Here is a 15,427-nt window from a genome sequence, read left to right on the forward strand (position 1 = left end):
ATCTATGTACTGGTTGTTACCGAAACCATTGTACTCCTCGTTACGAAAAACTCTGCACTTCTATTTACCGACTACAAGCCACCTTTTATAATTGGAAGTCGAAGTACGGAGGCATGGAAGCGTCCGATGTCAAGCGGCTAAAGGATTTGGAGGCGGAACATGCCGAACTGAAGAAGATGTATGCCGAGCTGAGCATTGAGAACCGGGCGATGAAAAACCTGATCGAAAAAAAGCTATAACGCCTTCGGAGAAACGGGAAGCAGTTGGTTACCTGGTTGACCAGGAACAACTGAGTGTTCGCAAGGCGTGTAAGATCGTAGCTATCCCCAGAAGCACCTACGAGTATAAGGCCATCCCCAAAGACGACGCACCGGTCCAGGAGGCGCTGACAGCCTTAACGGACAAGCACGTTGACATTGGGTTTTGGCAATCCTATCATCGATTAAGGAATAAAGGGTTTATGTGGAATCACAAGCGGCTATACCGGGTTTATATACAGATGAGACTTAATATCCGGAGAAGACCCAAAAGGCGCCTGCCGGCCCGGATCCGGGAAGCCCTATTCATCCCGGAGGGTCCGAATGAGGTCTGGAGTATGGACTTCATGAGTGATGCCCTGGTCGACGGTAGAAAGTTCCGGGTATTGAACGTTATAGATGATTTTAACCGGGAATCATTAGCCATTGAGGTAGATACCTCTCTACCCGCGCGGCGAGTTATCCGGGTATTGGAAAGGATCATAGCACGTCGCGGCAAGCCAGCCTGTATCCGTACAGATAATGGGCCGGAATTTATCAGTCATCTGCTCCAGCAATGGTGCGACGCTAACGGAATCAGGTTGGTCTATATCCAGCCGGGAAAACCAACGCAGAATGCATTTATCGAGCGGAAAAACGGCACCATGCGAAGGGGACTACTGAATGCCTACCTGTTCTACAGCCTTACCGAGGTAAGGATGATGGCCGAAGAATGGCAGCTGGACTACAATATTGAACGACCGCATAAATCGCTGGGATATCTTTCTCCGGTCAAATATGCTGAACAGTATTACCAAAGCCGAGCAAAGGAACCGAAGCTTTATCCACAAACGGCGAACGAAAATCCTTCCAAAATTGAAGGGCGCCGTTTAGTGGATAAAATACTTGAAAGGTCGGAAAACTCTAATTGATCGTGGCCCAGTTTTAAGGGAAGCTTACAATAGGTTATTAAAGTATAAAGGCACCCCCTTTTTCGGAGAACCCTAAAGTAGAGATTTCGGGATTTTGAAGGCACCGACAAATAAGTGGGGAAATAAATCAATAAAAATTATTAAACTATTAAAGGGTTGATTTTCTGTAAGTTGTGTTTCCTTATTAATAATACTTTCAGGCTTTTATCCAAACAAACAAATAAAGAAAGATAATCTTTTTTAAAATTATATTGAATTTGACTAGTTCCAAATGGAATCTTAAGTGTTTATGTATGGGGGAAAACTATTCTTAATATGCAATTATAAAGAATTAACAACCCATTTTCCATTATTGGTATTTAAATTTGAAATCCCCTAATTTGGAAACCATTTCTGCCTCAAGAATGAAAGATTTGTTTCGGAATTAAATAAAAATGGTTAGTAAGATAACTTTTTGAGTGACGAGGTTTATATGTCGGTTTTCTATTTTAAAATGTTTAGTATATGAAAAAAAAATGGGTAATTATTGCATTGTTGTTTAATTCTACACAATTATTTTCTCAAGGTCTATTAAATGTTAAAAATAAACCTGCCATAAATTTCTCTGCTATAAAGAATTGGCCAAAATTGGCAAATTCAATTAGAATAAGTCCCAATGGAGAATATATATTGTACACTATTATAAATCAACCTATTGGAGGGTCTACCGTTATTGCCCAGGCCGTTAATAATTCATGGACAAAAGAATTTGTTGGAGTCGAAAGTGATGAATTTTCTGATGATAGCCAGTGGGCAATTTTGAAAGAAGGGGACAGTCTTGGACTTTTGTCCCTTGGTAATAATGATATAGCATGGCTTACTAAAATTGGACAGTATGTAAGTATTATGAAGAATAATAGGTCTTGTGTTGCTTATATGCGAAATAATGGAGATCGGGATTTGGTTATTAGGGAATTAGGTAGTGGTAAAAATGAAAGTTTTCATGATGTAATTGACTTTCAACTTGATGACCAAAAAAAATATCTTACCTGGAGATCATGCAAAAAGAACGATATTGGTTTTTTGTATGATTTTCATTTTATGAACCTAGTAAATGACCAAAAGAAAATAATTTGCCAAAACGCAGCGATTCCGTTTAATAACATGGGATTCAATCAACGTGGAAATTCTTTGTTATATAGTTGTATTAGTCAGACAGATAAGGACACTCTTTATTTTCTGCATTTGTATGAGTCAGGTACTAATTTGGATCAGATAATATGGGAGAATAAACGAGCTCCCGGAAATTGCACATGGGACAAGAGCGGACAACAAATCACTTTTTATACTCGCGATACAATTTGGTATTTTAAAAAAGGGATGGTAAAAATGAAACCTCTTATAACAAATTCAACTGCAGGAATAAGTGAAGGTTTTAAAATTAATCCCGATGGCCCTGTAACATTTAATCAGACTGGAAAGATAATAATGTTTTATATAGTTGAGAGAGAGAAAGTATTGCCTCTGCCCTCTCCAAATTCAATTAAGGTAGATGTTTGGCATTATCGAGATAAGGAACTTCAATCTGTACAATTAGGATCCGACGGTGTTTCTTTTAAATCATTTGCGGCAGCTGCGAATATTGTCGACTCAAAGGTAATACGTATTGAGCAAGAAGGGGAGCGATCTAGTTCCCCCCTTTGGAATGCAAAAAACCATTTAATCCTTTTGCCAGAATCAAATTCAGCTACAATTGAAAATTTTTGGCAAAAAGGGAAGAAGGATACCAGTTCTTTCCTTTTTTCATTAAAGGACGGGTCCCGGACACCTTTAAAAATTGAAATTGGATACTTTGACCCTGTCTTGGAATTATCTCCAAAAGATGACTATGTTTTGTATTATGACCCTTTTGAAGATGGTTATTGCAGTTATCAGATTTCGCAAGGAATTACCAGACATCTGACAAAAAAATTGGGGCTTTCTTGGCGTAGAACGCAGTTTTATCAGTATTTTAATACCCCAAACCCTTTTTTTGAAAAGGATCCTCGACCTCGTGGAATTGCTGGTTGGACAGAAGGAGATACTTCTTTGCTGGTTTATGATAGTTATGACCTTTGGAAGATTGATCCTTCAGGAGTTAAAAACCCGGTAAATATTACTCACGGGTATGGGCGCAAAAATCATGTAGTACTTGAAATTAACTCAATTTGTCGGTTTGAGGATAGAGATGTATTTAATGAAACTTCATTAATTTTCAATGCATTTAATGAAGACACTAAACACTCAGGATATTTTCGGATTCCCTCAGATTTTGACCGGAACCAAAGCTCTGAACCTTTATCGATGGGACCTTATTCTAACATTGATTTGCTAAAAGCGACCAATTCTGATACTTGGATTTTAACTCGAGGCAGTTTTAATAATGCCCCAAATCTTTATGCTACTAATGATTTTAAAAGGTTTACCCGGCTAAGCAATATTCAACCTCATAAGGAGTTTAATTGGTATACTACTGAGCTAGTAAATTGGAAGCTGTCGAATGGAGAAAATTGCCAAGGCCTTCTTTTCAAACCGGAGAATTTGGATTCAAGTAAAAAATATCCTCTTTTATTTAATTATTATCAGAGCTCCTCTGATGGTGCATTTACTTATTTTGAGCCAAAATTTGCATATGCAAGTAACATTAATATTCCATACTTTGTAAGTAAAGAATACTTAGTATTCATGCCGGACATACATTTCAGGATGGGCCATCCTGGAGAAAGCGTGCTTAATTCCCTCATTTCTGTTGTTCAAGAACTATCGAAGCGTTCGTATGTTGATTTAAAAAGGATGGGCTTAGCTGGTCATAGTTGGGGCGGCTATGAGACGAATTATTTGGTTACTCATAGCCATCTATTTGAGGCGGCATCAGAAGGTGCTGGACCATCTGATTTTATTAGCGATTATAATGGAATCAATGGATTAAACGGAATTGGCCCATGCCACCAATCACTTTATGAGGTGGGACAATCCAGAATAGGAGGAACACTTTGGCAAAAGCCAGACCTTTTTATCGAAAATTCTCCAATATTTAACGCAGATCAAGTTACGACTCCATTATTGATTGTTCATAATAAAAATGATAAGTCTGTACCTTGGTCACAAGGCGTAGAGATGTTTACAGCACTTCGTCGATTAGGAAAGAGAGTCTGGATGCTGCAATACGATAATGAAGAACATAATTTAACCCAAGCAGGGAATATTATAGATTATACGATTCGGCTAACCCAATTTTTTGATCACTATTTGAAAAACCTGCCTGCTCCTAAATGGATGACTGAAGGAATACCTGCGTCTCAAAAAGGGATAGTCGATGGTCTTGAATTAGATTTGTCGAGAAATGAGCCATGATAATAAAGATATAAAATGTCCCGTTCAAAAAAAATGATAAAAAAGTGCTTTCATGGAATGACTTTAGAAATGTAACAATTAGGCGATTGACATTATGGAAGCAATTGCTTCTGTAATTTTTCAGTTGATCTTGTAGTTTCATCGTCTTTCTAATTTCTGTTGACGTTTATTCATTCCTGCGAAGGATACAATATCGGTGAAGGCTATGAAGGCTTATCGCTTTTAAAGGCATCGCTGATATTGACCTCCTCCTCATAAATCGGACTTTATAAATCAGAGAAATGGGCAGATTTCCATAACTTAAAAAAATGAAAATTTGCTCATTCTGTAACCGACCATTCATTCGCAAGCTTATCGAGAAAGCCCCGTTCATATCAGTTTCCAGAGGCTTAATCTTTTTCTGCGCTTGTGGTAAACCAAAAGTGAGGAGAGGCTTCACACCTCAATTATATTAATGCACGGGAAACAGTTAAAAGTATAATATAATCAAATATATAACTTGCAACAATGTACGTAGAATTCTAAAGCCCGTCTAAATTTGTATCACTTTATCTTCCGTACACTGGACAGAGTAATACCTTTTAGTATCATGTCTCGTCTGTCTCGTCCAAGAAAAGCTTTACACGGATTGACTTTCCGGAAAAGATTAATGCATTTCAGTTTTCTTATAAAAACTTTTGCTAAGTATTATAATAGATTCTTTGGGTTTACAAGTTTTGATCTGTATTGAGATGGCGTTAAACCTTGTGTTTTTTTAAAATAATCTCCAAAATGACTTGGGGTCTTGTACCCAATCTTATTTGCAATTTCTTTTACGGAAAGGTCAAAATCAGAGAGCAATAGTTTTGCATTTTCCATTCGAACTTTAATAAGATAGTCGTGCAAACCCATGCCTGTTTTTTTTTTAATTCCTTGCTGAAGTTTTCTAATAGGTAATGAAAATATTTCAGCTAAATCAGTAGAAGTAAAATCTTTCATAAAATGATCTTGCACATATGTGATGGACTGATCAATTGCTTTTAATTCAATCGGTCTGAATTGAACGATGCCGGCAATCCTTATGCTCATAATAAAATTGTTTAATCAAAAAATAAGGTTTATTTGCTCCTAAGAAAGGCATACCAACTAGACAATTTAAATTTTAGGCGTGATCATGTAAATTTAGGTTTTCTCCCTGCATGTAACATGCAGGGAAAATTGATACCTTTCCTCTATTTACAATCTTAAGCAGGTGCCTAAATTTAGAATCTATGAAGGAAGGGAAATTTGCGCCATTTTATTTTTTGCGATCTTTGCATTTCTTTTAGGAATATCATATGGGTATAGTCAGATTCCTATTGCTAAAGTTGGCTTCAAAGATACACTTCCGAAAAAAATACAGACAGATTCAAGCTTCCATAAATATGATACCCTGACGATGGTGATTGTTACTCCAAGAACGGCCACGCCACATTTGAGGGGTGATACTTTAGAGTATAATGTATCAAACCTGAAATTACATATCAATGCTAATGTGGAAGAAATGCTGGCTCGATTACCAGGGGTCCAGATTGATCCAGACGGCGGTATCACGGTAAATGGGAAAAAAATTCAGCGATTATTATTGGATGGGGAAGATTTTTTTGGCGGTGATCCTACTGTTGTAACGCGTAATTTTAACGCAGACATGATTGCAAAGGTCCAGATTCTGGATAAAAAGAGCCGGCAAGCGGAATTTACCGGGGTGAATGATGGCCAGACGACGAAGACTATAAATCTTACCTTAAAAGATAATAGTAAACAAGGCTTTTTTTCCAAGGTTGGTGCCGGAACTTCTCCGCAGGGTTATTATAATATTAACGGGATCCTGGGAGCTTTCAAAGGGCGACGGCAATTGGGGGTCTTGGGTTTGGTGGCAAATAACGGAGCTACTGGTTTTGGTGGAAACGTGGGAGAGATGGGCGCAGGTCTTTCGTTGGGTGGAGGTGGTGGAGATGCATTCGGTGCATCGGCGGGAGCAGGAATTCCTAATGCTATTGCCGGAGGAATTCATTATGCCGATAAATGGAATGGGTTGGAAGATCATTTAGTAGCGAATTATCATTTTGGCCAAATAAACACCAACCCCTTTTCTTCTAATATTTCCCGGCAGGTCCTTCCGGATTCCATTTATACTCAAGCGCAAAAGAACAGTTCGATCAACCGGCAACATCAGCATGCCTTCTCCGGAGAGTATGATTATACTCCGGATTCCATCTCCGCCTTTCATTTTGCTTTTGGAGCAGGAACCATGAAAGGGAATAATCGACTAAGTTCCACTGGCCGCAGTGCATTTAACGATACCCTGATCAATAGTAGTCAAAGGAATATTGAATCTGCCGTACAGAACCAAAATTTTAATGGGAGTGTCATGTGGTCGATACATGGCGCTAAAGAAAAAAGGCGGAATTTTTCTATATTGGCAGGAATGGCCACAGATGACAATACCACCAATGGCTTCATTAAATCTGTCAATAATTTCTATCGACCAAATGGAACTTTGCTGAAGGCTGATACGACTGATCAGCGGAAGGTGTTTAAGACAAATGGACTGATTGTTAACGCGAATATGTATTATATCGAACCGCTTTGGAATGCTACAGTCCTGGCCGCCAGTTATGGTTTGTCTTTTAACAAAAGCGGATCATTGATGAATACCTATAATAAAGGGGATGGAAAATACCAGGATTATATAGATAGCCTGAGTAATAATTACCAAACTAATCTTACTACCCAACGGCTGACACTCAATCTGCAGAGCGATGGAAAAAAAATCAGTTATACCATTGGAGCAGATTTACTTCATTTTTCCTATCGTCAGGCAGATTTGTTGAAAGATACCGTTTTTAGGTATCAGTATGTAAACATTGCCCCCCGTATCGATGCCCGGTATAATATAGATAATTACCGAAATTTTTCTTTTGGGTATAGCAGCAGTACCCAGCAGCCATCGATTACACAATTGCAGCCGGTACAAAATAATAATGATCAGCTCCATATTGTGATAGGTAATCCCGGTCTGCGATCCAGCTTTACCCAGAATTTTGCATTTGGGTTTACCGATCTGAAACCTTTTGTATGGACTCTTGGAGGGACATATAGTTTTACCAGCAATGATATTAGCACAAAGACTATTACTGACAGTCTGGGCCAACAGATCAGCCAGGCTGTAAATGTAAATGGTTCAAAAAATGCTAGCGTTAATTTCTCGATCAATAAAAAATTAAAACCCATCGATTGGGATCTTGCTTTTAACACCAACTTGTTATATAGCCATAGCCTGAATTATCTCAACCAATACTTAAGCAGAAATGATAATTATAATACCGCGGCAAGTATTTCTCTTACAAAATATGTAGCAGAAAAGTATACTTTCATGGTTAGATCGAATTTTACCTATACTGATCTGAAAAGTTCCGTAAATACAGCAGCCCTCACGAGTTTTTGGACGCAAAATCATTCTGTTTCTGTAGTCCTTTATCCTTTTCCCGGATTTAGAATTCACTCCAATTTTGACTATTCCTGGCGGCAAAAGTTGGACAATTTTGATAAAAACAATTCCGTTGCCTATTGGGTGATTGGACTGCATAAAGAACTCTTCCAGCACCGGTTGGATTTGGACTGGATAATGCCGGATATCCTGGGACAGAATAAAGGTATTACCCGGACTAATATTAACAATACGATCAATGAAAGTACCGCACAAGTGATTGGTCGTTACTGGATGTTATCCGCCGTATATCACATTATAAGTAAGGGAAAATCAAAGTAATCTTATAGTTCCTGTTCAGTAATATTGAACACCTACGGTTTCCGGTAAAGAGGGCTGAAATTGTCGTAAATGTTCTTTTAAACGGGGAATTTCCAGCGAATCCAGGGCAAAAAAGGATACCTGGTCATTGGCGCACATGACGTTATTCTGGATTTGCCAGATCCCGCATTTATGCCAGCGTCGTAATAAGTCTGGTGGAAACCATTTATCATATACGATCGCTATTTTTACTTTTTCTGATCTGGCCAGGCTATCCAGAAAATCCGGTCCCCAATAATATTCTTTCCTGGCCCTGGCTACGGCGATATTTCCCAGGCCGATCATATCCAGGTTCTTTCCTTCGGTTAGATAGGAGACCGCGCCTATATCGTTAAAGGCAACTGGAGTAGTATTATAATACCGGTTCAGGAACCGGCCCATCTGGTATTGCTGCTCATAGATATTGACACAAGCCTGCTCTTCTACCCGGAAGGCTTCCTTGGTCCGGTATGGCAGCGGCAGAGCTAAGAGCAATACCAATAAAGCCGTCCCCCAGGCGGCGGCTCCCATTTTTTTGGTGAAAACTTCTTTCCCATAACGATCTATTAGTGCGCCTAGAACAGGAATGGCGCTGGTCACTAAATAGGCTTCATACCGGGGATATTGCCTGGTTGCGGCCAGCGCGATATGAAAGAATAAGGAACCTATTACCAGGACGAGTATGGACATATAGGTTTTCGCTTGTTTGATCTGATCGATAAAAAACAAATAAAAAAAGAGGAGCAGGAGTAGTAGTCGTTGCACCATCGCCGTATTGATGCCAAAGCTGGTATAGGTAAAGTTGTTGAAAAGATCTTCTGTAAAAAAGAGGACAAGTCCATCGAAGGTAAGGGGGGGAGCCCCTGACTTTAATAGTACAGAATTCGGGATAAAATAACTTCCTTTAGAAACCGAAATAATACCGAAGATCAATATCGGCAGCAGCCCGATAAAACCCAATTGAAGGGAAAGAAACAACTTCCGGTAATATAGTAATAAGAGGCAGGCAATCATGACCGTAAATACCCCTTCATAACGGGTGGCTATTAACAGCGCCGCATACAAATAGATCGTCCATGGTAATTTTCCAATTTTCTCACCCGAACGAACCTGTTTGCCCAACCATCCGGCAAAGGTATAAATGAACAAAAATGTGAACAGACAATGCATGGTATGTTCCATCCCGGTGATCACCATAACAGAAAGGGGGGTAAAAATGGTCGTAGCCAGCAGAATACAGGCCTGCCCGATTATGCTGACTTCCTGTTGCCTCAGCCATAACTGGATGGCAACCAATAAGATAATAGCCGTTATCAGGTTGAGGATAAAGGGTAAGGCCAATTGGGCCCCCGCTATTTTGAAGGCCCCTGCCAGCAAAACGGTTTCCAGGGGAGAGGAGGAGGCTGAGGCGAATTCATGCGGGGAGATTCCCCAGACTCCATGAAAGGCCAGGTTCTTCGCAATGGCCATATGGATAAAAGTATCGTCCTGAGGATAGGAAAAAATGCCTTTTGTGGCCTGCAGGACAGACGTTTCGATATAAATGATCGGTAGTAATAAGACTCCCAGGGATATTATTAATACCAGGCTGTCCTGCGTGGTCCATTTGGCGGTAGTCATGATAACGGAGATTAAGGGAATAAATATACCCTCCCTCCCTGCGATAGGATTGCAAGCAAAAGGCCGAAAAAATTAATTTTCACCATATAGAAAAAAAATATCGCATATGACTAGTACTTTTTTTGGGTATAAGTGTTTCTATGTAGAAGAATTATTTATTTGGTAGATAATTCATTTTATAACCTAAATCCTTATTATGCGCAGAAAACTAATCCTGTTAGTCTTACTGGTGCCCTATCTTTTACAGATACATGGGCAGCCTAACCTTTTTGCGGACACCAAGAACAAATTTGTCGTTCAGATTGGCTTCCTACAGACAAACAAATTTGAGGAACACGGCACTGGCCTGATTACCTATTTTTTAATTGACACCTGCCAGGTCGTATGTATTATTACGGCCAGACATATCATCGACGATTTTGTCAATACTAAAAAATCCTTTTTAATCCGTCCGGCCTGGGCGGATAGTTTAAAGACCACGGATTATTTTGGAATACTTACTCCTTTGGAACTAAATTTCAAGAAAAATTACTTTACGGCAAAAGATACGGGAGTCGATCTGGGTTGTATCTTATTGCATATTGATTTCGATCCGGTCGCCAAAATGTACTACCAATCCAATAAATTATTTACTTTCCCCCTTAATCTGATCGTCGATCCGGAAGTTGGGATGTCCGTATTTATTCCCGGGTATCCGCAGAACATGGAGAAATTTTTGAACCAAGCAGGCTATTCACAATGCACCAACCTGCATGGTTCTATTACCTGGATGGCACAAACTAATAACCCTTCTGTATTGGATAATTACCTGATGATTAATTCTGATGCTTCTCACGGCAATAGTGGGGGACCAGTATTTACCAATCCTAAAAATGATTTGGATTCGATCAGACTGGCAGGGATTGTTCATGGAGAATTGATGGAAAACCAGGAATTTTTCCTTAAGGTAAACGGTAAGAACTATATAGAACCCTCTACGGGTAAACCCATTTCGGTCATTATCCCTAAACCCGGGAGCACATTGATCGTTAAAGCCAGTGTAGTTCGTAATTTTATCGATGAGGTCAGACAGTATCTGCAAAAAAATAAGGAAACCTATTTTGGGAACGGGGGATAAACGTAATTATAAAGGCAACAAATCTGAAAAATAGTTCTCCCCGGACTAGTTCTTTTTGGTGACTTAAGTGTTTTATGATTGGCAATAACCTGTTTCAAGGTCAAAATTTTATGTAAATTCCTTAAAAGCACGGTTCTGTTATTCATCCTTAAGCTTTTATCTGTTATGAAAAAATTCCCGCTGGCACTGGCTATCCTTATTTGTTATTTGGCCGGTCAGGCTCAATCTATCGATAAAAATATTTCCGTTGATTTTGCCCGGAAGGGGGCGGAGATCTCGCCAACGATGTATGGGGTCTTTTTTGAGGAAATCGGCCATGCCGGCGAAGGCGGCCTTTACGGTGAGTTGCTTCGGAACCGGAGTTTTGAGGACAATATCCTGGTACCCACGACTACCTATAAGGACGGGTTTATGGTTGCCCCGCATTCGCTCAACTATGTTCCGCAGCGTTCTCCCAAAACGGGAGGCTATTCGGATTTTAAGATAAAATTCGATACCAGCCAGCTCCAGGGATGGACTTTGCGCTTATCCGGAAATGCCGGGGCTGCCGTCACTCAGACCGCCCTGGATCCCTTATTTCCCACCTCGCCGCATAACCTTCAGCTTACCATTGGGAAAGGGGACAAACAGAACGAAGTCAGCCTGCTGAACAGTGGATTCTCCGGTCAGCACTACGATACCCAGGGACAACCTTACCGGTATAATGTGTTTAACCCGCCCATAGAGTTGGCTCCCTACGGGATTCATTTTTTAAAAAACGAACCCTACAATATTCGCATCCTGGTCAAGGCTAAAGGTGACTATAAGGGCAATATCATTGCGCGGATGTTAGATGCCGATGGCAAGGTGGTCGGCGAACAATCTTTCCCGGTAAAAAAGAAAAATACCTGGCAGGAATACAACTGTCAATTAAAACCCAGCCAGACCGTATCAAACGGTAAATTCGCCCTGAGCTTCGATGGGCAAGGCACGGTATGGGTAGATTTTGTATCAGTTATGCCTGCCAATAGCTTTAATAACCGGCCGAATGGTCTTCGCCGGGATATGGCTACATTATTGGCCAACTTGAAACCCGGATTTATCCGTTGGCCCGGCGGTTGTATCGTAGAAGGGCTTACCCTGGAAAACCGGTTCAAATGGAAAGAGACCCTGGGGGACCCAGCCTCCCGTCCCGGAAATTTCGATTTGTGGGGTTACCGGAATTCCTATGGTTTTGGGTATCACGAATTTCTACAGTATTGCGAGGACATAGGCGCTGCCGGTATGTTTGTTTGTAATGTCGGTCTTTCCTGTCTGTATCGGAACGGGGACTATTGCCCGAAGGAGGATGTGCCCAAATTCATACAGGACGCCCTGGATGCTATCGAATATGCGCTCGGAGACGTGGGCACAACCTGGGGGGCAAAAAGAGCAGCAGCAGGACATCCCTCACCATTTCCGCTAAAGTATATCGAAGTGGGTAACGAGAACCGTTTTGAAATGTACAATGAACGGTATGATCAGTTCTACAAAGCTATCAAGGCCAAATATCCCCAACTGGTAATCATTTCCGATTATGGCATCGAAGAGGCAGAAGCCTATTCCGCGCCCGGCAGGACCATGGAGATGATCGACCCGCATTGGTATGATACGCCGGACTTTTTTTTCAGGAACCATAATTTATTCGATTCCGTACAGCCGCGTCCCAATTATAAAATGTACGTAGGAGAATATTCAGCCAATCAGAACATCGGGCTGGGTGATATGGAAGGAGCGTTAAGTGAAGCGGTGTTTGCGATGGGGATGGAACGAAATGCCGACCTGGTCAAAATGTGTTCCTATGCGCCCTTATTACAACATAAAGACGATAATACCTGGCCGGTGAATATGATCATCTTTAATACCGATACCGTTTACGGGCGGACTTCCTATTATGTTCAGAAAATGTTAGGGGGCAACAAACCGGATATCAACCTGAAGACGACCATCAGCAGTGAAGTAAATGATCAGGCTACCCATGCCGAAGGCGTGCCCCTCTGGCAATATTCCATTGCGGGCTATGATAACAAGACCAATGAGATCATCATCAAAGTGATCAATAGCGAGCCGACTATCTTCCGTACGCATATCGATCTGAAAAATGCCGGTCCGCTGGCTGCTGACGGAACGGCGATTATTTTATCCGCCGAGTCGGGCAAACAAGAAAATTCTTTTGCTGCCCCGGAAAAAATAGCTCCAAAAACAGAAACACTCAGGGGCGTGAAGGATTCCTTCGATTATGCCTTTAAACCCTATTCCTTTACCGTGCTAAGAATAAAACGTATTACCAGGGGGTAAGTACCCTGGCCTCTACCATTGATTACTAACCGCTGGGTGTATCACTTTCCTGTAGGAAATGGGGTACACCCTTTCTGCATTTTTGCTGCAGTGGAACAATTTATATTTATAGGCTTTCCCATTACCATTAATAAAAGCCGATAAAATTAACTGCACATGGCAGCGCAAAAACTTTTTGTGACGATAAAATATCTTTTCGTTGCCTTTAGCGTTCTTTTTTCTTTTGCCGCTGTCTATGCCTATACGGCTTCGGACTATTATTCCTTCCTGCTGAATTTTCTCCTTTCCACGGAACGGACAAAAGAATATATACCCCTCCTCCAAACCGACCCTTACTTTACCAATATACACCATCCTTTTTCCAAAGAAGAATACGAGTCCCTGGCCAATAATGCCATCCTCCAGGTGATCTATTCCGTTGTCAAATTCGAGCTTGTGTTTCTATTGGGTTTGCTCTTATTCTGGATACATGACCTGATGACGGCCGGGAAGACCCGTTTATCAATTTTTGTTCATCGTATACTAAGAGGGTTAACCAATTCTATCATCCAAAATTTCGGTTATGTCAAAGCATGGAAACCCTTCATCAAATGGTCGATGGGACTCCTTTTTTTGATCCAGGCGATTTTCCTTTTGTTTTTTCTGCTGAATATTCCCTTTGAATATGACGAGATGATGAGTTATTTCTGTTTTTCTTCGCGGAGTTTCTTACAAACGGCCACCTTTTATCCTTTTCCCAATAATCATATTCTCTATAGTCATATGGCCACCCTTTTTGCCCATTTACCCCTTTCTCCAGCGATAACCACCCGGATCCCCAGTTTCCTTTTTTATTTTATGGCTGAGTATTATTTTTTTAAACTATCCCGGCGTTACTTTTCCGATGCTATATCCCTGGTCATTACTACCCTGTACACTGTCTCCTATCCTGTCATTTTTTATGCGATCATGGCCAGGGGGTATACCTTCATGTATTGTTTTACAATTTTGCTGTTCTACGCAGCTGATAATTTAGTCGCCGATCCTGGCAGTAGAAAATACCGGGCTCTTTATTTTTTTTCCATGCTTGCTGCTGTATACACGATCCCTTCCTGTCTGTTTATACTTTTCGGAATGGGGCTTGCCGTGTCTTCTTATTACCTGTATACCCGACGATGGCAAGTACTCATTAGATTTGTCCTGGACAATTGCCTGATCATTATTTGTATCCTTTTATTATATCTTCCCATCGTTCTTTGTAACGGGTTGTCGAAGATCAGTGACCCTACCGGTGCACCCCATTTATCCCTGAGAGCGGCGTTCTCCGCTGCCTATCCTCTTTTTGAGCGGACATGGACATACCTGGCCCGGGGATTTTACCTTCCACTGCTTGCCATCATTCCCCTGATACTGGCTGCTTTTTATGCTGGAGGCAAAAAGGACAAAAATGCCTTTGGCGGCTGGATGACCGGCGTTATGTTAATCTCACCGATCCTTATTTTTTTTCTTCACCGGGTGGAAACGGCCGAAAGGGTGCATGGTTACCTGATCGTTCCAATCTGTCTCTCGGCAGGGTTTTTATTATCCCTGCTTTTACCTTATGCCAAAAGAGGGCTCGATCGACTAAAGGCCCTGGCACTTTTCTTTAAATGGAAGGAACAATTGCTGCTTTGCTGGATGGTCCTGTTAACCGTGTTGTTATTCGCCACTTACCGGTCCTATCATCAGGAGACCCGGCCTGTGGTTTATTTTGCAGATAACCTATTCAGAAAGATCGGTCATGATATGGAGCATATCCAAACCATCGGGTACACCCCTGATTATTTTAGTGAATATATCTGCGAATGTATCCTGATGCGCTGTTATATGCTTGATCCGGAAAAAAAGTTCGAATTAGGTCAGATAAAACCAGGAGTTCCGAACGATGCTGAGATAAGATTTCCGGATGGGAAGGATAGCCTGCGATCGGATCAATATACCTATCTGAATTCCTATTACTTCTACCAACAGAGTCATGTGGATGCATACTTAAGGAAGAGATAAGGAT

The 15,427-nt window shown here is 41.0% G+C and carries 9 protein-coding genes; 7 read left to right on the forward strand and 2 right to left on the reverse strand.

The window, feature by feature from the left end; genetic code table 11:
- From ACX0G9_RS26790 to ACX0G9_RS26800, 3 genes are all read left to right on the forward strand, one after another.
- Positions 1-239, forward strand: a 239-nt coding sequence (locus ACX0G9_RS26790; RefSeq protein WP_459068051.1) for a transposase, incomplete at its 5' end; no start/stop codon positions are given.
- A complete protein-coding gene (locus ACX0G9_RS26795; protein ID WP_459068081.1) occupies positions 236-1,168 on the forward strand; it encodes an IS3 family transposase in 933 nt (310 codons plus the stop codon). The genes ACX0G9_RS26790 and ACX0G9_RS26795, both read left to right, overlap by 4 nt.
- 504 nt (positions 1,169-1,672) lie before the next feature.
- Positions 1,673-4,540 carry an alpha/beta hydrolase family protein gene (locus ACX0G9_RS26800; protein ID WP_459068052.1) on the forward strand — a complete coding sequence of 956 codons (2,868 nt, stop codon included), beginning with the start codon at positions 1,673-1,675 and terminating at the stop codon, positions 4,538-4,540.
- 687 nt (positions 4,541-5,227) lie between these two features.
- Here the strand turns inward: ACX0G9_RS26800 and ACX0G9_RS26805 are convergent.
- Positions 5,228-5,608, reverse strand: a complete 381-nt coding sequence (locus ACX0G9_RS26805) for a helix-turn-helix domain-containing protein (protein WP_459068053.1) — start codon at positions 5,606-5,608, stop codon at positions 5,228-5,230.
- A 349-nt stretch (positions 5,609-5,957) separates the two neighbouring features.
- Between ACX0G9_RS26805 and ACX0G9_RS26810 the strand changes: the two genes are divergently transcribed.
- Positions 5,958-8,330 (forward strand): outer membrane beta-barrel protein, encoded by a 2,373-nt coding sequence (locus tag ACX0G9_RS26810; protein ID WP_459068054.1) that lies wholly within the window; start codon positions 5,958-5,960, stop codon positions 8,328-8,330.
- Positions 8,331-8,345: 15 nt separating this feature from the next.
- Here the strand turns inward: ACX0G9_RS26810 and ACX0G9_RS26815 are convergent, their stop codons facing one another.
- The gene (locus tag ACX0G9_RS26815; RefSeq protein ID WP_459068055.1) at positions 8,346-9,968 is read right to left on the reverse strand and encodes a hypothetical protein; all 1,623 of its coding nucleotides are present in this window, start codon (positions 9,966-9,968) and stop codon (positions 8,346-8,348) included.
- 196 nt (positions 9,969-10,164) lie between these two features.
- On the opposite strand from ACX0G9_RS26815, the gene ACX0G9_RS26820 reads away from it, so the two are divergent.
- From ACX0G9_RS26820 to ACX0G9_RS26830, 3 genes are all read left to right on the forward strand, one after another.
- Positions 10,165-11,085, forward strand: a complete 921-nt coding sequence (locus ACX0G9_RS26820; RefSeq protein ID WP_459068056.1) for a trypsin-like serine peptidase — start codon at positions 10,165-10,167, stop codon at positions 11,083-11,085.
- 165 nt (positions 11,086-11,250) lie between these two features.
- Complete coding sequence (locus ACX0G9_RS26825) at positions 11,251-13,401, forward strand: alpha-L-arabinofuranosidase C-terminal domain-containing protein (RefSeq protein ID WP_459068057.1); 2,151 nt, start codon at positions 11,251-11,253, stop codon at positions 13,399-13,401.
- A gap of 156 nt (positions 13,402-13,557) precedes the next feature.
- Positions 13,558-15,423: a hypothetical protein gene (locus ACX0G9_RS26830; RefSeq protein WP_459068058.1), complete on the forward strand. Its 1,866-nt coding sequence runs from the start codon at positions 13,558-13,560 to the stop codon at positions 15,421-15,423.
- Positions 15,424-15,427: the final 4 nt, after the last annotated feature.

The sequence above is a fragment of the Flavitalea flava genome (assembly GCF_054461575.1).